Source organism: Streptomyces sp. NPDC054841 (assembly GCF_053611045.1).
In genome coordinates, this window is record NZ_JBSGZO010000163.1 from 1 (window position 1) to 16,714 (window position 16,714).

20 protein-coding genes and 1 pseudogene are annotated in these 16,714 nt (G+C 70.4%); 5 read left to right on the forward strand and 16 right to left on the reverse strand.

Going from position 1 to position 16,714, the window contains the following annotated elements; translation table 11 throughout:
* On the forward strand, positions 1–708 hold a 708-nt coding region (locus ACWGI8_RS21840; protein ID WP_453663159.1), incomplete at its 5' end, for a WD40 repeat domain-containing protein.
* Positions 709–1,456: 748 nt separating this feature from the next.
* Here the strand turns inward: ACWGI8_RS21840 and ACWGI8_RS21845 are convergent.
* Genes ACWGI8_RS21845 through ACWGI8_RS21865 form a run of 5 tightly spaced genes read right to left on the reverse strand, consistent with a single transcriptional unit; the run spans position 1,457 to position 4,488 of the window.
* Positions 1,457–2,008 (reverse strand): NUDIX hydrolase, encoded by a 552-nt coding sequence (locus ACWGI8_RS21845; RefSeq protein ID WP_453663160.1) that lies wholly within the window; start codon positions 2,006–2,008, stop codon positions 1,457–1,459.
* Between the two features lie 5 nt (positions 2,009–2,013).
* Positions 2,014–3,135 (reverse strand): adenosylhomocysteinase, encoded by a 1,122-nt coding sequence (locus ACWGI8_RS21850; protein ID WP_453663162.1) that lies wholly within the window; start codon positions 3,133–3,135, stop codon positions 2,014–2,016.
* A 53-nt stretch (positions 3,136–3,188) separates the two neighbouring features.
* Entirely contained in the window at positions 3,189–3,650 is a 462-nt protein-coding gene (locus ACWGI8_RS21855) for a hypothetical protein (protein WP_453663164.1), read from the reverse strand.
* Positions 3,647–4,051, reverse strand: coding sequence for an ATP-binding protein (locus tag ACWGI8_RS21860; RefSeq protein WP_453663166.1), 405 nt, complete (start codon positions 4,049–4,051; stop codon positions 3,647–3,649). Before ACWGI8_RS21860 ends, ACWGI8_RS21855 begins: the two co-directional genes overlap by 4 nt.
* A gap of 8 nt (positions 4,052–4,059) precedes the next feature.
* Positions 4,060–4,488 carry a hypothetical protein gene (locus tag ACWGI8_RS21865; protein WP_453663168.1) on the reverse strand — a complete coding sequence of 143 codons (429 nt, stop codon included), beginning with the start codon at positions 4,486–4,488 and terminating at the stop codon, positions 4,060–4,062.
* Positions 4,489–4,643: 155 nt separating this feature from the next.
* On the opposite strand from ACWGI8_RS21865, the gene ACWGI8_RS21870 reads away from it, so the two are divergent.
* The 3 genes from ACWGI8_RS21870 to ACWGI8_RS21880 are packed head-to-tail and all read left to right on the forward strand — an operon-like array spanning position 4,644 to position 7,164.
* A complete protein-coding gene (locus ACWGI8_RS21870) occupies positions 4,644–5,744 on the forward strand; it encodes a helix-turn-helix domain-containing protein (RefSeq protein ID WP_453663190.1) in 1,101 nt (366 codons plus the stop codon).
* A 15-nt stretch (positions 5,745–5,759) separates the two neighbouring features.
* Entirely contained in the window at positions 5,760–6,428 is a 669-nt protein-coding gene (locus ACWGI8_RS21875) for a YdcF family protein (RefSeq protein WP_453663170.1), read from the forward strand.
* Entirely contained in the window at positions 6,370–7,164 is a 795-nt protein-coding gene (locus ACWGI8_RS21880) for a WbqC family protein (protein WP_453663172.1), read from the forward strand. Before ACWGI8_RS21875 ends, ACWGI8_RS21880 begins: the two co-directional genes overlap by 59 nt.
* 152 nt (positions 7,165–7,316) lie before the next feature.
* On the opposite strand, the gene ACWGI8_RS21885 is transcribed toward ACWGI8_RS21880, so the two are convergent.
* Complete coding sequence (locus tag ACWGI8_RS21885) at positions 7,317–7,724, reverse strand: hypothetical protein (protein ID WP_453663174.1); 408 nt, start codon at positions 7,722–7,724, stop codon at positions 7,317–7,319.
* Between the two features lie 689 nt (positions 7,725–8,413).
* Between ACWGI8_RS21885 and ACWGI8_RS21890 the strand changes: the two genes are divergently transcribed.
* Positions 8,414–8,560, forward strand: a complete 147-nt coding sequence (locus tag ACWGI8_RS21890) for a hypothetical protein (RefSeq protein ID WP_453663175.1) — start codon at positions 8,414–8,416, stop codon at positions 8,558–8,560.
* Between the two features lie 144 nt (positions 8,561–8,704).
* Here ACWGI8_RS21890 and ACWGI8_RS21895 read toward each other — a convergent pair whose 3' ends face one another.
* The 10 genes and pseudogenes from ACWGI8_RS21895 to ACWGI8_RS21940 form a co-directional block, all read right to left on the reverse strand.
* The gene (locus ACWGI8_RS21895) at positions 8,705–9,709 is read right to left on the reverse strand and encodes a SpaA isopeptide-forming pilin-related protein (RefSeq protein ID WP_453663177.1); all 1,005 of its coding nucleotides are present in this window, start codon (positions 9,707–9,709) and stop codon (positions 8,705–8,707) included.
* A 34-nt stretch (positions 9,710–9,743) separates the two neighbouring features.
* Positions 9,744–10,403 carry a DUF317 domain-containing protein gene (locus ACWGI8_RS21900; RefSeq protein WP_453663179.1) on the reverse strand — a complete coding sequence of 220 codons (660 nt, stop codon included), beginning with the start codon at positions 10,401–10,403 and terminating at the stop codon, positions 9,744–9,746.
* A 204-nt stretch (positions 10,404–10,607) separates the two neighbouring features.
* Positions 10,608–11,096, reverse strand: coding sequence for a hypothetical protein (locus ACWGI8_RS21905; protein WP_453663180.1), 489 nt, complete (start codon positions 11,094–11,096; stop codon positions 10,608–10,610).
* 30 nt (positions 11,097–11,126) lie between these two features.
* Positions 11,127–11,998 (reverse strand): annotated as a pseudogene (locus ACWGI8_RS21910) (DUF317 domain-containing protein).
* Entirely contained in the window at positions 11,995–13,224 is a 1,230-nt protein-coding gene (locus tag ACWGI8_RS21915) for an ATP-grasp domain-containing protein (protein WP_453663182.1), read from the reverse strand. Before ACWGI8_RS21915 ends, ACWGI8_RS21910 begins: the two are co-directional and overlap by 4 nt.
* 54 nt (positions 13,225–13,278) lie before the next feature.
* Entirely contained in the window at positions 13,279–13,581 is a 303-nt protein-coding gene (locus tag ACWGI8_RS21920) for a hypothetical protein (RefSeq protein ID WP_453663183.1), read from the reverse strand.
* Positions 13,582–13,613: 32 nt separating this feature from the next.
* A complete protein-coding gene (locus tag ACWGI8_RS21925) occupies positions 13,614–14,849 on the reverse strand; it encodes an MFS transporter (RefSeq protein ID WP_453663185.1) in 1,236 nt (411 codons plus the stop codon).
* Positions 14,846–15,364, reverse strand: a complete 519-nt coding sequence (locus ACWGI8_RS21930; protein WP_453663186.1) for a regulator — start codon at positions 15,362–15,364, stop codon at positions 14,846–14,848. Before ACWGI8_RS21930 ends, ACWGI8_RS21925 begins: the two co-directional genes overlap by 4 nt.
* The gene (locus ACWGI8_RS21935; RefSeq protein WP_453663188.1) at positions 15,361–16,203 is read right to left on the reverse strand and encodes a winged helix-turn-helix transcriptional regulator; all 843 of its coding nucleotides are present in this window, start codon (positions 16,201–16,203) and stop codon (positions 15,361–15,363) included. Before ACWGI8_RS21935 ends, ACWGI8_RS21930 begins: the two co-directional genes overlap by 4 nt.
* A 40-nt stretch (positions 16,204–16,243) precedes the next feature.
* Positions 16,244–16,657, reverse strand: coding sequence for a hypothetical protein (locus ACWGI8_RS21940; protein WP_453663192.1), 414 nt, complete (start codon positions 16,655–16,657; stop codon positions 16,244–16,246).
* Positions 16,658–16,714 lie beyond the last annotated feature (57 nt).

Genomic DNA, 16,714 nt, shown 5'->3' on the forward strand with positions numbered 1-16,714 from the left:
GTGGTGATCTCCCCCGACGGCACCTGGCTCGCCACCAGCAGCTGGGAGGAGGTGCGGATCTGGGACCGGGTCACGGGAAGGTGCACCGCCACCCTCACCGGCCACAGAGGCCGGGTCAGCTCGGTGATCTCCCCCGACGGCACCTGGCTCGCCACCGGCGGCAACGACAAGAAGGTGCGGATCTGGGACCGGGTCACGGGAAGGTGCACCGCCACCCTCACCGGCCACAGAGGCTGGGTGAATTCGGTGGTGATCTCCCCCGACGGCACCTGGCTCGCTAGCGGCGACGACAGGACCGTGCGGATCTGGGACGTGGGCACCAGGACATGCACCGCCATCCTCACCGGCCACATCGGCGGCCTTGCCGGCTCGGTGAGGGTGATGATCTCCCCCGACGGCACGTGGCTCGCTAGCAGGGACAACGGGACCGTGCGGATCTGGGACGTGGGCACCAGGACATGCACCGCCATCCTCACCGGCCACTCGGTCAGCTCGGTGGCGATCTCCCCCGACGGCACCTGGCTCGCCACCATCAGCGGCGACAAGACGGTGCGGATCTGGGATGCCGTTCGCGGGACCACAGAGACTCTCATGCGTACCGAAGGGGGCCTGAGCGGGTGCGCTTGGACGCCGGACAGCCGCAGCCTCGGGGTGGTGGGCGGCCGGGGCGTCTATCTATTCGAACTGCTCAGGGAAACACCCGGCTGATAGGGTCCTCTGGTTGTCCGATTGGCTCCCCCCGCCTTCTTCGCCCTGTCGGCCTTCGCGGGCGAGGGCGGGTTGGTCAGGCGCCGTCCGGGGGAAAAGGTCCCCGGAATTCGGGTGAGAGAACGAACTGCAGCAATTCCGCGTCAACAACGAAATTTGGTTGCACGAAGACCGGATCACCCGGCCGAGGGTCAACATCCTCAAGGGCAGCTGGCAGGTCGCGGACCCCCAGCACCCCCTCCGCCGGCAGCGGCCACCATCGCTCCGGATCCGGTACGAACACCAACCAACCACTCGTCCAACTTCCACCCCTGTGAGTCCCTTGAACTCGCTCAATCATCAGGGAAGCACAAGTGGGGGAAGACGGCCGGCCCTCGGGTGGTGAAGCGGATGCGGCCGCACAGGCAGCCGCCGGTACGTTCTCCGGCTGTTTCGGCTCCCTGGGCGTCGGCGAGGGTAGCGTTCATCAGGTGATCTCCCGGGCTCTATGGGCAAGTTGGGCCCATTAGTGTGCCATCCCGTCCATGATCGCCAGGAAGCTGTCGGCTGCTCTGGCGTGTCCCCGGCCGCGTGCGCCGATTGCGGAGGAGCACGGGCCGGGCGACAAGGGTCCGTCCGGCTCAGGGGCATCCGAGGGCGCGGAAGGCCCACCCAGCCTCGCGCCAGGTGTCGACATTGAGGGTGCCGCGGCCGTCGATGACGCGTGGGGTGGCGGTTCGGGCGGCGAGGCTCAACTGGCCGCCGCTCATCATGGCGTCGAAGAGTCCACGGCTGAGATGCGGTCCCGGAGCTTCGGGTCGGTGATCTCGTCGACGTTACGCCAGGCCGCGCCGGAGACCTCCTCGGTCTGCAGTTCGCCGATGTCGGCGGTGGTGCGGAAGAGGAACCGGAAGTCGAAGTGCTGGTGGGCGGGCTCGTTCTTGGCGGGGTTGGCGTCGATGGGGTGGATGTCGATGTGGAGTGGGGTCTCGCCGTGCGGGGTGACCACGTTCGGCGGGATGCCGGTCTCCTCGGCGAGTTCACGGCCAGCAGCCTGCAGGAGCGTGTTGTCCGAGGGCTCCAGATGGCCACCGGGCAAGAGCCACTTCTGAGTCGCGTTGTGAAGAATGTGCAGGACTCGGCCCTCGGGGCCGACGAGGATCGCGCCGGCGGTGACGTGGCCGGGCAGGGTCGTGCGGCTGGTGAGGTCGTCGCCGTCGGCGAGCAGGCCGAGGACGACGCCGAGCTCGCGCTTGTCCTCGGGGTGCTGATCGAGGTAGGCGGCGATGGTGGTGCGGATGTGGTCGGCTGTGATGGGCATGTTGATCACCTGTTGAAGTAGGAGAGCCAGGTTGCCGCGATGGCTTCGCGGTCGGGTGCGGGGACCTCATGGATGCCTGGGGCGAGGTCTTCGCGGGTGAGCATCCTGATCGCGGCGAGGATCTCGGCCTGGACCAGGAAGATGAACGGCCCAACGCTGGCGCCGTGGATGAAGTTGACGGCGTTGCCGTCATTCGCCAGATAGAAGTAGTGGCCGGTGGTCCGGTAGCGGGTGACGTGGTCGCCGACGATCGTGCGGGTGTAGACGTCCGGGAGTCCGGCGAGGTCGAGTTCGTCCTCGCTGGAGGTGACAGTGGCGACGTAGGCACCGTTGCGCAGGTGGGAGAAGTCCTCGCCGCGCAGCGATATCGCGCCGGTCGCGCAGAGCACGAGACCGGCGCCGGTCAGGGCGGTCTCGCGGTCGCGGGCGACGGTGAAGCCCTGGGACAGGGCCTGGGTGCGGCGGACGGGGTCGATGTCGAAGACGGTGACCTGCACTCCCTTGGCCTGCAGGAGTCGGGCGATGGAGGAGCCGAGCTTGCCGAAGCCGATCACCAGGGCTGGGCGGCCGTGGAGGATGTCGCCGCGTCCGCGCATGACGGCCTCGGTGGAGAAGACCACGGACTGGCCGACGAGGAAGTCCTCGGGGTCCTTCAACAGGGACCGGGCGACGGAGACGACGGGACAGGGCAGCTTGTCGAGGTCCGCGTAGCGGCGGTGCCCGTTCTCGGTGTCCTCGATCACCCCGGCGATCCGTCCGGTGAACCGGCTGTAGACCTCGGCGAGGGTGGGGGCGAAGTAGCCGCCGACGTCCAGCAGGCAGATCGTCTCGCCCGCGGCCCTGGACTCGAGGTAGTCCAAGGCGTCATCGGCCTCGGTGAACAGATCGCGGGTGAGGGTGTCGACGGGAACGGTCTGCTCGACCTCGCGCTTCGCGGCCGGGTGAATGGACTTCGGCTTGGGCAGCACCGCGGTGAGGCGGGTCATCGCGGCGACGGCCTGGACGAACGCAGGCCGCTCCGGCAGCAGGTGCGTAATCAGGAACGACGCGGCCTGCTCATCCGGGGCGAACTGGGCGGCGATCCGGGCGAAGTAGGCGTCCAGCCGGGCGCGTTCGAAGGTTTCCATGGCAGTTCCCTCTCATCCATTCCGTCCGGGGCCGTGCGGGAAGTTCCAGGAGGTCAGCGAGTGCGGGCGCGTCCGAACAGCAGCCGGTCGGCGGCGAGCGCGGCATCCAGGTAGCCGTCGAGGCGGGTGGCGTCGGCGGTCTGCGGGAGCGGGTCGAGGCCAAGCAGGAGAATCGCCTCGCCGTTGCGGGCGACCAGCTCGGTCCAGGACCTGCGGCTGGGCAGCCGCAGCCTTCGGGAGGCGCCGGGGAAGTGCACCAGCACCTGGTCGCCGACGATCTGCAGGCACCGGTCGAGCTCCGGGACGACCTCCCGGGGGCCGGCCAGGGAGCCGAGGCTGTCCGACAGCCTCCGCAGCCGGGTCTCGACGGTGTCGGGGCCGGTCGGGGCCGGGGTGTGGGTAATCAGGATGTGCGCGACCTCGCGGCCGTCCGGGCCGGTGCCCGGCCAGGTCCAGGACGCGAGCGACACCAGCAGCCGCAGCTCCGGGCTCGGTGGAGTGAGGATGACGGTCATGACGCCGCCCCTCTCGTGGCCTTGAAGTAGGACCAGACGATCTTCCCGAACGGAGTGTCCGTGTCCTGGACCCCCCAGCCATCGGCGAGCATGCCCACCAGTGTCAGGCCGCGTCCGGACAGGTCCGTGTCGGCGGCCTGACGGGCCTGGGGATGCTGGCGGCGACTGTCGTGCACTTCCAGGCGTACGACTTCCTCATCTGCATCCAGCTTGACCAGGAAGCCGTGGTCGGCGACGGTGCCGTGGACCAGCGCGTTCGTCGCGAGCTCGGAAACGCAGAGCCGGATGTCCTCGGACCGGTCCTGAAAGCCCCAGCCGGCCAGGGCATCCGTAGTGAACTCCCGTGCCTGGCCGATGGATTCGGGCCGCGCGTCGAAAAACCGCTGTGTCGTCTCGGTCATCGTGGCCCTCATGACTCGGTGTCCAGGACGCGGGTGGTTCCCCGAATTCGCCGGTGAACGGGACCGCTGCGGGAGAACGCAGGACGCGCCGGGCGGGGGCCGCGGACCAGCAGCAGCCGGGAGCCCGCCGTCTCGATCCGGCGTCCGCGTTCAGCGGCTATGGCCTTCGGCCCCAGGTGCGACATGGCCGGGGCGATCACGCCATAGACGTCCGGCAGGGCCAGCACGTCCAGCAGTCCGGTGAACGCCGCGGAGTCGGGCCCGGAGCTCACGTCGCGGTCGGTGAAGACACCGGACAGCTGCAGCTCGTGGCCGCGGCAGTACTCGGCGAGCGAGGCCGCCAGTGCCGCCTGCCGGGCCGCGGGCACCTTCACCAGCCGCAGGAAGCCGTAAACGACCGGACCGCTGACCTGGCGGTGCTCCGTGAGGGGTTCCATGCTGATGACCGTCCAAAAGGCTCGACAAGTGGTGACCCCTTGAGCGTGGCCGCCGCCCCAGTCCCGGCCAATCACCGCCTGTCCTACTTCCGTTCCACTTCCGTCCCGCCGACTGCACGGACCGTGCTTCGATGACCGATGGAAGGGAGCGACGCGTGGCGACCGTGCACCACTGGACCGGGCTGGAGGCCAAGGCCCTGCGGCTCGCCCTGCGACTGAGCGTGCGGGCCTTCGCCCAGCAACTCGGCCTGGCCGTCGCGACCGTCTCCAAGTGGGAGTCCAAGCTCGCCGCCACCGAGCCCAGACCCGACACCCAGGCCATCCTCGACACCGCGCTCGGCCGCGCGGACGCCGCCGTCCACCTGCGGTTCGAAACGCTGCTGTCCGAGATGACCAGCGCCACGACCACCGCCCGGCGCCGCGTCACCGCCTCCGGCCCCCGGGCCTGGGAATACGAGTCCTGGGCCGACGACCTGGACCGCGTCGTCGTCGCCCTGTCTCGGCAGAACTTCACCTTCGCCGACAGCCTCCTGACGCGGTGGCTGAGCCGGTTCAAGGCCCCCGAGCTGGACGAGAAGGGCCTGTATCTCTTCGCCCGCTCCACCTCCCTGCTCGGCGACCTCAAGCGCGACCAGGGCGTTGTCCTAGGCCCGCTCTCGGCCCAGCACTCCTATGCCGGCGCCCGATCCGTCTTCACCCAGCTCGACATCCCCCGACGCGTCGCCCAGCTCGACCTGTCGCTCGCGGTCGTCACCGAGATGTCCGGAAAGCTGGAGATCGCCGCCCACCACTACGAGACCCTCGCCGTCGACGACCGGCTCTCCCGCCGCGACCGCGCAAGGGCCCGACTGTGGGTGGGAACCGCCCTGAGCAAGGACGGCAACCACGACTATGCGACCCGCGTCATGACCGCGGCGACCCGCGACTTCGAAGACCTCACCGAACCCGACGACTGGTCGGTGGCCCACCAGAAACTCGCCCTCGCCCGCCGCGGCGCCGGCGACCTCACCCAGGCCCTGCACTTCATCGACATCGCCCGCAACAGCGGGACCACCGAATCACCGATGCAACGCGTGCGACTGGACACCGCTCATGGCCACATCCTGCTCTCCGACGCAGCGACCCGCGATGATGGATACCTCGTCCTCGACCAGGCCGCCAGGACCGCCGCGCAGTACGGACTCGTGCACCAACTGCGCAGTATCGAGGGCATCAAGGCCATGAGCGAGGGGCCGACCGGCCCCCGGCAACGGTGACCAGGGAGAACACGCGTGAGCGACAACCAGCAGGCCATCACCGAAGACCAGTGGCGCCAGGCCAAGCTGATCTGGGACTACCACCAGATGCAGCACGAACTACGGCCCGTCAACGCCGCGATCGGCCTGGGCAGCCACGACCTCGGCGTCGCCGCCCATTCCGCGGACCTGTATCGCTCCGGGCTCTTCCCGACCCTGGTCTTCACCGGCGGCAACAGCCCCACCACGGCCAAGGTCTTCCCCCGCGGTGAGGCCGTCCACTTCCGCGAGCACGCCATCGACCTCGGCGTCCCCGCCGAGGCGATCCTGCTGGAGCCCAACGCGAGCAACACCGGGCAGAACATCACCCTGGCCCGCGAGGTCCTCGCCGCCGCCGGCATCCATCCCAGGACGGTACTGCTGGTATCCAAGCCCTATATGGAAAGGCGATCGTTCGCGACCGCCCGCAAGCTGTGGCCCGACGTCGAGATCCTCTGCGCGTCGGAGCCGCTGGAGTTCGACGACTACTTGAAGTCCATCGGCGACGAGAAGCTCGTCCTGGACATGCTCGTCGGCGACCTCCAGCGGGTCATCGAGTATCCGAAGCTCGGATTCGCCATCGAGCAGGAGGTCCCGGAGGACGTGCATGCCGCGTACGAATCCCTCATCCGCGACGGCTTCACCAGCCGACTCATCGCATCGTGACCTGCCCGAGCCGGGCGGGCTGTGCGCGATCCACCAGCCCAACCTGTTCCCGAGGCTGACCACGCTGGCCAAGCTGTTCGCGGCGGACTACTGGATCGTCCTGGACGACGTGCAGTTCACCCGCCGCGACTACCAGCACCGAGCCCGCCTCGCGCCCCTCAACGACCCGGACCGCCACCAGTGGCTCACCATCCCCACCCACCTGCCCCAGGGCCGTCCGACCCTCATCAGGGACGCTGTGATCGCCGAGCCGGACACGGCCCGCCGCCGGACCGCGGGGATGCTGCAGCAGCGCTATGGCGCCAGCCCGCACTGGCCTGTCCTCGTCCAGGCCCTGGGACCGGTGCTGGACACCTTCGCCACCGGCCGGACCGCGGCGGTCGCCGAGACTTCCACTCGCGTCCTGCTGGACCTGCTCGGCTGGAAGGGCAAGATCCTCACCAGCAGCCGACTGCCTTCCCGGCCGGGCCGATCCCAGCGGCTCGCGGACTTGGCCGCCGTGACCGGGGCCCACGCGTATCTGTGCGGGACCGGCGGCATGGCCTATCTCGATGAGGCCCTGTTCGCCGCCCGGAACATCGCCGTGACTCCGTTCCGGCCGCCGATGATCAATATCTGGTCCTCCGGTCGCCGGCTCAGTGCCCTGTGGGCCCTCGCGACCCTCGGCCCGGACGCCGTGGCCGACCGCCTCCGTGCCCTCGCCGGCGACCACACAGTCCTGCGGTCCGCCGCCTGACCGCGGCCGCCCCTATCGAGGAGGGGGACGTACCAGCGAACGTCCCCAGTCGCGTACGACTTTGTCGTGCACCATCGCGTACTCCCCAAAGTGCTCAGCCGCTTGCCCGTTGGCGGCCGGAGCTCGGCGTCGCTGCGTGACGGCCTGGGCCTTCAGCCAGCGGGTGGGCGGATCGGGACGACATTTCCAGGGTCGGGTTGATCCTCACCGGCGGGCTTGCGGAGGATGAGGACGGCAGCAGCGAGGGCCATCTGCTCGGCTCTATGCCGGGACTTGGCCTCGGCCGTCCGGGAGTCCTTGAGCGCTTGCTTCAGGCGGACTACCTCTTTGCGAAGACGGGCTTCGACTTCCGGCGTCTGGTGCGTTTCTGCGCGAACTCGCGCGTAGAACTCCTCCTTGAGGTCGGCGTGGCGCTTCTGCAGGGCCATGCGGTGAACACCGGCCTCCGCGGCGAGCGCGACCGCCGTGAGGCTGCCGTTGGAGCAGGTGGGTTGGCCGGCCAGGAGCCGGTCCATGGCCTCGCGGATACGGGCGCGTTCATCCATGTGCTGCTGGGTCATGCGATGGCCTCCTCGGCGAACTGGGCGGCGGAGTCGTGGGCGTCGGCGAGACCTAGGAAGCGGTCGGCCGTCAGGCGGAGCCGATCACCCAGAGGCTGAGGCAGAAGGGCTGCCTTCGTCTCGAGCCGATCAGCGTGCTCTCTGGCCGCCCGCGCGTGGCTGTCGGTGCGGACCGCGTTGCCGCAGCCGAGCTGGCAGGCGAACTGGTTGGGTGCCGTCGCCCCGGGATCCGGACCGCATAGGGCCGTGTCGCGCTTGAAGGCGCGATGAGGAAGGAGTCCGGGTTGTCGAAGAGTACGAGGCCGTCGCGCGCGAGGAACTTGGCCGCGGCCTTCGGGGTGGTCAGGGCACCTTCGAAGGCGGGTATCGAGGTTGCTCCGATGAGAGCCCGTCGAGCGGCGGGACCCACCACGGCCCGCAGCCGTGCGATCGTCCGCCTGCCGCGCAGCAAGCTCCACATCCGCCGAGAACGAGGATGGGATCTGTGCGGATTTACCCGGTTCCCTAAGTGAGGCCCATCACAGTCGAATTGCGCCCGCTCCGGAGATGAGCGAGGGAGTCGGGCGCCCTTAATGCGTGTGGCCAGTAAGCCTTTTAGGGATGACCCTATTACCAAAACCCACCCCCCTCTTGAACGTACATTTGAGGGAATTCAAGCTGAAAAGAAAAATCCGATACCGTCTCTGCACATGGGACTCGAAACGCATTTCACGACCATGTCCAGCCCGGTCCTCGCATTGCTGACGGTGCTGTTCGCCGCAGCACTGGCGCACCCTGATCCGCAGGTGAGGGCACGGGCGGAGCGGATCCTGGGGATGATTTTCGGGGCACGGTAGAGCGCACAATCACCAGCCTATACAAAGTGTCATCACTGGACTTCATGCGCTGCCAGGGAGCCGCGCCTCCGTTCACGCGCACACGACGAAGCCCCCGGAATCGAAGGAATGATTCCGGGGGCTTCATGCCGTAAGGCGGCTGGGTCAGCTCTCGGTGGAGCCATCGTCGGTGGAGTTGTCCGTGCGCCGACGGCGGGTCATGACGAGGGCGCCTCCGCCGGCGGCGATCAGGACTCCGGCGCCGCCGATCAGCCACGGGGTGGCGTCGGCACCGGTGTGCGCGAGCGAGCCCGCGGGGGCAGGCGCCGCGGTGCTCGACGCGGTCTCGTCGGCGGTCGGGGTACCCGAGGCGGACGGAGCCGGGACATCCTCGTCCTCGCCGGGCTGGCCCGGGGAGGGCTTGTCGCTCGGCCTCTCGGTGGGCTTGCCGGTCGGCTTCTCCGTGGGCGGCGGGGTGGTGGCGGTCTTGGCGTTGGTGACGGTCACGGTCACGGGATCGCCCGGCTTGGCCTTGAACTCCTTCGAGAGCTTGTAGATGTCGTAGCCGGCGGGTGCCTTCACCTGCTTGACCCAGAAGTCGCTGCCCGTGCGGGAGTTGATGGGTAGCTTGCCGCTGGCCGTGCCGTCGGAGCCGGTGGTCAACGTCAGGATGGTCTTGTCGCCGCTGCCGATGTTGACCGCGGAGCCGGCCAGCAGCTTGCCGGTCTTGTCGTCCTTGGCCTTCAGGAGAACCTTGGCGGCCTTGAACGGGTCGACGATCGTCAGCCGAGTATTCGTGCCCGGGGTGACGATGACGTCTTGGTCGGCGACGACCTCGTGGAGCGGGCTGCCTGAAGCCGTCTCCTTGAGCCGGTAGACGCCCGGCTCAAGGTCGGGGAAGGTCAGCTTCCCCTGTGCGTCGGTCTTCCCGCGTCCGGCTTCCTGGCCGGCGGAGTCGAGCAGCAGGAACACGGCGCCGGGGAGCACATCCCCGGCCGTGTCCTTCGCGGTGATCTCGACGCTGCCCGCGTCCGGGGCCGGTGTCTCGGCGTGGGTGGCAGGGGCTGAGGGGGTCGGTTCGGAGGGCTGGGCGCTCGCGGCCGGCGCCCAGGCGAGGGTGCCGGCCGCCGCGACGGCGACAGCGGCGGATCGGACGAGACGTGCATGCACGAGGTAGAGGACTCCTTGATGAGTAGGGGGAAGGTCAGCGAGTGCGGCCGACGGCGTGCGTCGCGGGCGGTAGAGCGGGCGTCGGATAGCTGGGCGGCTGCTTGGCTGCAGCTGGTGCGACGTAGAGGTGACGGCGGGTGTGGAAGGGAACGTCTTGTACGGCGCGGTGCAGCGGTTCGGTGGAGATCAGCGAGGCGGTGAAGGCCGCGGCGAGTGTGGTGGGCGCGCCGGAGGAGAAGCGTGCCTGCCAGTGCGGCTCGCTCGGGTATCCGGCCCAGGCCCGCCAGGTCGGACCGTCGGAATGGGTGGTGGCGTACCGGTGGCGCAGACTGCCGAGGCCCTCTGGTGCGAGGAAGGTCTGTGTGCCGTCCGTTTTGATGCTGTGGCTCCAGCCGCGGGCGAGGAGGGGCGTGTACACCTCGTGCGGCACCGTCGCGTCCTCGAACAGGCGGTCCTGGTCGCTGTAGCGGTCTTCGAGGTAGAGGTCGAGCAACTCGGCGTGGACGTCGCGCAAGAGCTCAGCGGGAGTGGTGGCGTCGAAGGTGATGCGCCAAGCCGTCTCGCCGAACTGGGCGCGGTTCGCACCTATGGTCCACGCCCCCTTCCCCCGTGTGTCGGGCTCGGGGAGGAAGCGGGTCCACAGCCGAAGGCACGGGCTCGTGGCGTAGGCCGCTCCTTGGCCGGGCTGGTGCAACGTCCAGTCCTGGTCGAACGGGAAGGGTCAGATCGTCAGAAGGTCCCATGTGGCCGGGACCGGCGAGGTGACGCGGGAGAACCCTCACGGCGTGGGCAGGGTCGAGGTCCTTGAAGGGGTCGGGGAGCGGGTCGGGCAACACGAGGAGGGGCTCCTGCCGGGAAGGCTGCGCGGAACTGCGGTGCGCGGGATCGGTACGAGGGCTCAGCGGGTGCGGGCCCCGGCGGGGGCGGCCGGCGGGACGGGAGTGCTGCGCGGTGTACGGCCAGCCGTACGCCTGGGCGCGGACGCGGCCCAGGCGCCGGGGAACCAGACGGCGGTGTACTGCTCGATGGCGTCGCGCAGCCCGGTGGCGACGGCCCCGTCCCACGGGGGTCGGCCGGGGCGGTGGTACTTGTCGAAGGTGCCGTACTGCTTGGTGTTCGGCCGAGTGTTGGTCGCTTCGTCGCGGCGGTGGAAGGTCCCGTGGCCCACGAAGCTGAGCGCCACCGCGTCAATCTCGCCGCGGTCCGGGTGGACGACCGCCACACGCAGCCCGCCGTAGGTGTCCGCGTGGATGGTGCCGGCGAAATCGATCCGCAGCCGCAACGGTGCGCCGGGAACGGGGACGGCGAAGTAGGTGTTGCCCACGACGGCGTGGTCGTGGAAGGGGAGGCACAGCTCGGCGAAGAACTCGGGGGCCTGCAGGGACAAGAGGGGTCTCCGGTCGGGGTCGGGCTGGTCCTACCGGCGTGGGCCGGGCAGGGCCGGTCGGCTGGTGGTGCTCCAGCGCGGGACGCTGGCCGCGGGGAGCGCGGCCGGGCGGCGGGACGCGACGGCCCGCTGCACGTCGAGCGGGGTGGGGGCCGGCGGTCCGGGCGGAAGGATCGGGGTGAGCTGGGCCATGCCCTTGATGTAGCTGAAGGTCTCCTCGCGCCACCGGGGCAGCGGAGCCGGGTCTGCGACGCACTCGGTGACGGCGCTGAGCAGGGCGACGGGGGTGTCGGTACTGGCCGTGGCGTACCAGACGGGCCGGTCGATGGACTTGCCCGCCCACAGCTGCCAGCGGGCGTCCCGAGTCGTCAGTTCCGCTTCCGGATCGAGGTCCCCGGTGGTGAACTCCATGCCGGCGAGCCCGTCCGGGGCCCGGACCGCGAAGACGCCCCAGCGCGGGCGGTCGATCTCCCAGCCCTGTTTCAGGAGCGGGACGACGGCGAGAAAGGGATCGTGCTCGTCGATCCCGGAGACCGGCCGGGCGAGGTAGGCGTCCGGCCCCTGCTCGTACGCCGTGGCGAGGACGGTGGTGAACGCCTGGACGAACTCGGTGGGACGCGGTCGTTGAAACAGACGCCCCACGTCGGCGGGCCGAACGAGTCCTTGTAGGCGTTGATGCGCCACAGCCCGTCGTCCTCGCCCTCGGGCAGGTAGCCCAGGCGCACGCGCCGGTCGGGAGCGCTCAGGTACACGTTGGAGTCCTCGTCGTACCGGAGGTCCCAACCGAGGTCGAGCAGCGGGGCGAGAGCGGGGTCACCGGTCCCGGTGGTGGACGCGAGATGGCGCGGTGAGACGTAGACGTCGCCGTCGATGTCGCGCAGCGGATCGGACGGGTGGCTCATCGGTCCGCCCTCGTGGCGACGGTGATCTCCTCGGCGGCGGTGTCGAGGCGTTCGGTGACTTCGGCGGTGGTGCGGCCGGTGACGATGTAGAAGCCGGCCCGGGCGGTGAACAGGTCGCCGTCGGGCGGCAGGAGAAGCTGCTCGCCGATCTCGCGGATCCACTGGATCTGCCGCAGCCAGGGGGTGTGGGCGGCGAACGGCTGGTTGATGTGCCGTGCGGTGAGGGTGCCGGAGGCGGCCGGGTAGAGCATGCGGATGCCCGCGGCCCCGCTGCGGGTCGGGGTGAGGTCCGGCGCTCGGCCGCAGACGAGGTCGGCGGCGGCCTTCGGCAGGTCGATGCCGGTGGCGAGGCGGACGAGGTAGCCGATCATGTCGCCGCCGATGCGTGCGTTGACCTCGATCAGCCGGGGCCGGCCGTCCACGAGACGCATCTCGACGTGCTGCACGCCGTCGGTGATCCCCAGGGCCTTGACCGCAGCAGCGGCTGCCGGGGCGACCTGGGCCAGGAGCGAGTCGGTGGCATCGACGGTGTGGCCGGTCTCGTCGAAGTACGGTGCGGGGCCCAGGTGCTTGCGGGTCACGGCGACCGCTGTGGTCGCGCCGCGATGGGTGACGCACTCGACGGAGACTTCCGGCCCGTCGAGGTACTCCTCGACCAGGACGCCGGTGTCCTCGCGGCTGCGGCTCGCACCTGAGGAGGCGAATGCGAAGGCCCCAGGCAGTTCTTCGGGCTGGTCGACGCGGATCACGCCGATGCTGCCGGCGGACGCGGCGGGCTTGATGACGGCGGGGTAGCCCAAGGTCATCGTCGCCAGTCCGGCCTCCAGCAGGGTCCGCGCCTTCATCGAGGCGGCCGACGGCACTCCGTGGCGGGCGAAGAGGGTGCGGGCGGTGGCCTTGTTGCGGCAGGCCCGCATCACCTCGACGGACGTCGAGGACAGACCGAGCGCGCGAGCAAGGCGGGCTGTGGGGACGAGGTGCCACTCGTCCCAGGTGACCACGCCGGCGAGGTCGTGGCGCTCGGCCAGGGCCCGGCCGGCGGCGAGCAGTGCGGTGGGGTCGGTCAGGTCGACTACGGCGTGGTCGACGATGAACGGCTTCTCCCACGACGGCTCGGCGCCGGTGAGCAGGACGACGTCGTACGCGGCGGCCACCTGCTCAAGGAGGTAGCCGCGATAGGTCTCGTCGCCGGGAGAAACGACGAGCACGAGGGGACGTGCGGACAAGAAGGGGTTCTCCGTATCGGTGGACGGCAGGACGGGAGAAGAGAGAGGGGTGTCTCAGGCGGCGCGGCGGCGGCGCAGCTCGAACACGCTGGCCCAGTGGGGGTGGTCGTCGATCAGGCGACGGGCGTAGAGGGCGGTGAAGTTGTTGTTCAGCCCGGCGACGCCGTACGGGAGTTGGCGGCGCCGGTCTTCGAAGAGGTCCTTCAAGCTGACCCGTGTGGCGCCGGCGGCCAGGCGGCGGGCGGCCATGCGTTCCAGAGCGCGGTAGACGTGCGGGTTGTGCGCGTCGAAGGCATGGAACTGTTCAGTGATGGTGCGACCGCTCGCGCGGTTCGTCCCGAGGACGGCGGTGGGCATGAGGTTCTCCACAGGCTGGGGGCGCAGCAGGGTCAGGTGTGCAGGGCGGGATCGGTGCGCAGGCGGGCGAAGGCGCAGAACAGGCCGAGGGCCTGCAGGGCGGCGCACGCGGTGATGACGTGTCCCAGCGCGTCGGGCGGGGTGAGCGCGGTGAGCACGCCGGCGACGGGGAAGGGCAGCAGGAGGATGAGGATGGTCGCCGACAGGGTGCTGCCGAACTTCTCCGGGGGGATCAGGCGGGAGCGCAGGGTGCGCAGCACGACCGTCATGCCGCCCTCGGCCGCCATGAGGACCGCGACAAGGACCAGGTAGGACAGGTAGTCGGGGGCCTGGGCTGCGGCGAGACAGGCGAGCGAGGCGAGGGCCGCGCAGGCGGCGCCGACCGGCCAAAGGCCCAGACGGTCGAGCGCGAACCGGCAGAGCGTGACGCTGAGGAGCGTCGCTCCGGCGGCTGCGGACCAGACCAGGCCGACGGCAATGGTGGACTGCCCGAAGTGCTGGACGACCATCACGGGACCGGCCGCTTGGAGCAGCCCGATGGCCAGGTTGGACAGGGTCAGCCCGGTCACGAGCCAGCCGAGCGCGGGAAGAGAGCGGATGGTGCGCCACCCGGTGAGGAGTCCGGCGCTGGACCTCCCCTTCGGCGCGCGGGCCGGGGCGACGGGCGAGGGGGGTGTGCGCAGGGCGAGCAGCGCGGCGAGAAGCGAGAGCACGGTGATCACCGCGAGCATCGACGTCGGCCCGGCGAGCAGGAGTACCCCGGCGAGCGCCGGGCCGGCCAGGGTCGCGGTCTGGTCAATGCCGAGCAGGACGGCCTGGACGCGGTGGGCCTGCGCCCCCGCTCGGCGGCCGGCGGCGGCACCCGCGGTCTCGACCGCGATGTAGCTGAACTCGGTGAGCACGCCGGTGGTCGCCGCGAGGACCATCACGGTCGCGGTCGCGACGGTGCCGGTCGGGTGGAGGTGGAGCAGGGCTGCGCCGGCGGCGAGGGCCAGCGCGCGTCCCAGGGAGGCGAGGTGGAAGACGACGGCCGCCCCGCGCCGGTCGACGATCGATCCAGCCCACCCGAACGCCGCCAGACGCGGGATCCATTCCAGGGCGAAAGCGGCGCCCGTCAGCGCGGCGGAGCGCGTGGTGGCCAGGACCAGCAGCGGGATGCCGTAGGTGGACATCGCGAACGCGAGAGCGTCCGCCGTGCGCGGCAGGTAGATGCTGCGCATCAGCCCGGCGGCGTGGCGTGCATGCCGGGGTGTAACTGCTCCGCTCACGCGACCGGCTCGGGCTCGAGCACCCGGGTGACCTGGGGGTTGCCGGCCAGCCACTGGATCAGGAGAGCGCGGGGACGGGCAAGGTCCGCCTCGGCCTCGGCGCTGGGCAGGTGCGCGGCGGACGGCCACGACAGGCCGTTGGCGCGCTCGGCCGCGAGCGAGGGCGCCAGGAGGTCGAACACGTGGCGGATGCGACTGCTGAACTCGCAGACCGGTGCCGGGTAGGCGTGGCGTCGGGCCCAGCGCGCAGCCGCGTCGTACAGGTCGGCCAACTCCGCTCCACAAGCGGTGAGTTCCAGGCCGGCGCCGGGTGCGGTCCGGACGAGACCGTGGGCACGGGCCGCTTCGGCAGCGCGGCGCAGGTGATGCGAGGAGAGGTCGGGGAGGGTGGCGGCCAGTCGGCGTGGCGGTATCGCTCCGTTGTCGTCGATCTCGGTGACCAGTCGGATCAAGGAGCGCGACGCCAGCAGCTCGACCGCGTTGCGTACTTCGGCCGTGGTGAAGGGGGTGGTCATCGGCGCGGACCTCCCGCCTGGATGACCGCCTTCGGGCGGGCGGTCGTGGCGTGCGAGAAGAGATCGCGGTTGTGCCACGCCGGAGAGGACTCCCCCGTCCGGGCCTGCGGGAGGGCTGCGGGGGCCGGCCGGGACTGGCTGCTGACCCACGGCCTCGGCGCGGGCTTCGCCTGCGGGTGCCCCCAGACCGGGTGTTGGCCCGCCTGGTTGAGGGGCTGCCCGGCGGACCACGCGGACAGAGCGCCGAGAACGGGGCTCAGCCCGTCGCCCGCCGCGGACAGCCGGTAGGGCCGGCCGATGCCCTCGGTGTCGACCAGGCCGTCGGCGACGAGCTGCCGCAGCGGCGGGTACACGTTGGTCCAGTCGCTGCTGGGCATCACGATCCGGGCCAGGGCCCGCCCGCTGACCTCGCCACGGGACTTGAGCACCCACAGGATGGCGGCGGCGTGCCGCCGGGTGAGCAGGGTGAGGCTGTCCTCGATCTGCTCGATCGCGGGCAGCGGTCGGTCCGCGGTCTCCAGATGCACCTCGGCCCAGGTGACGATCATCGGCAGCACCGGCAGCAGGGCGACACCACGCTCGGTGTGCCCGTAGGTCACATGGCGTGCGGTGTGTTCGGTGCGCTCGACAAGGCCCGCGTCGCACAGCGCCTTGAGCTTGGGGTGGAGCTGGCCATTCTGCAGCCAGGACACCTTGGCCGCCAGCTCGCTGTAACGCAGCGGCGGGCCGGAGAGTGCCAGCAGAATCCGGACGTTCCAGCGCGGGGTGATCATGGCGAGGGCCTCGCTGACCCGGGCGATGTCGGCGTCGGTGTCGGGAGGCAGAGCGGTGATGGCCAAGGGAGAAACTCCTGGGTGAGTAAGGGAAATCGCCTGCGGATCAGCGGCTGGGGGCCGTGCTCTGGGCCGGAAGGGGCGGAGCCGGAACGGGCGGCGAGGGTGCCGGCGGGGACGGCGCTGGGGCCGGGACGCGGGCCAGGCTCTGCAGAACGGCGGCGACCGACTTGGCCTGGACGTCGCGGACTGCGACCGCCTCAGCGAGCCGGCGGGAGCCGTCGAGGAGATGGGAGACCTCGTGCCGGCCGATCTGCCGCTCGGGGTGGACGAGCCGTGCGAGGCGGTCGCGGTGGACGTCGATGCTGCGCTCGGCGACGGCGAGTTCGTCGTGCATGCCGAGCAGGGCGGAGAGCATGCCGGGCGGCTGGCCCTGGGCGTGGGCTTCGAGGTCGGCGAGCGGCGCGCCGTACAAGTCCTCGATCCGTCCGGCTATCTCGGTGGACGTGAGGTGGGACAAGCGGGGGCTTTCACGGTCGGCGGGCCCGGGCCGCCCCGGCACGCTGAGGTGCCGGGG

What these genes read in the sequence shown, in the direction of transcription:
- ACWGI8_RS21845 (WP_453663160.1), bottom strand. Translation starts at nt 2,008, where the DNA reads ATGCCCATCACAGCCGACCACATCCGCACCACCATCGCCGCCTACCTC.
- ACWGI8_RS21850 (WP_453663162.1), bottom strand. Translation starts at nt 3,135, where the DNA reads ATGGAAACCTTCGAACGCGCCCGGCTGGACGCCTACTTCGCCCGGATC.
- ACWGI8_RS21855 (WP_453663164.1), bottom strand. Translation starts at nt 3,650, where the DNA reads ATGACCGTCATCCTCACTCCACCGAGCCCGGAGCTGCGGCTGCTGGTG.
- ACWGI8_RS21860 (WP_453663166.1), bottom strand. Translation starts at nt 4,051, where the DNA reads ATGACCGAGACGACACAGCGGTTTTTCGACGCGCGGCCCGAATCCATC.
- ACWGI8_RS21865 (WP_453663168.1), bottom strand. Translation starts at nt 4,488, where the DNA reads ATGGAACCCCTCACGGAGCACCGCCAGGTCAGCGGTCCGGTCGTTTAC.
- ACWGI8_RS21880 (WP_453663172.1), top strand. Translation starts at nt 6,370, where the DNA reads ATGCCGCGTACGAATCCCTCATCCGCGACGGCTTCACCAGCCGACTCA.
- ACWGI8_RS21885 (WP_453663174.1), bottom strand. Translation starts at nt 7,724, where the DNA reads ATGACCCAGCAGCACATGGATGAACGCGCCCGTATCCGCGAGGCCATG.
- ACWGI8_RS21890 (WP_453663175.1), top strand. Translation starts at nt 8,414, where the DNA reads ATGGGACTCGAAACGCATTTCACGACCATGTCCAGCCCGGTCCTCGCA.
- ACWGI8_RS21920 (WP_453663183.1), bottom strand. Translation starts at nt 13,581, where the DNA reads ATGCCCACCGCCGTCCTCGGGACGAACCGCGCGAGCGGTCGCACCATC.
- ACWGI8_RS21930 (WP_453663186.1), bottom strand. Translation starts at nt 15,364, where the DNA reads ATGACCACCCCCTTCACCACGGCCGAAGTACGCAACGCGGTCGAGCTG.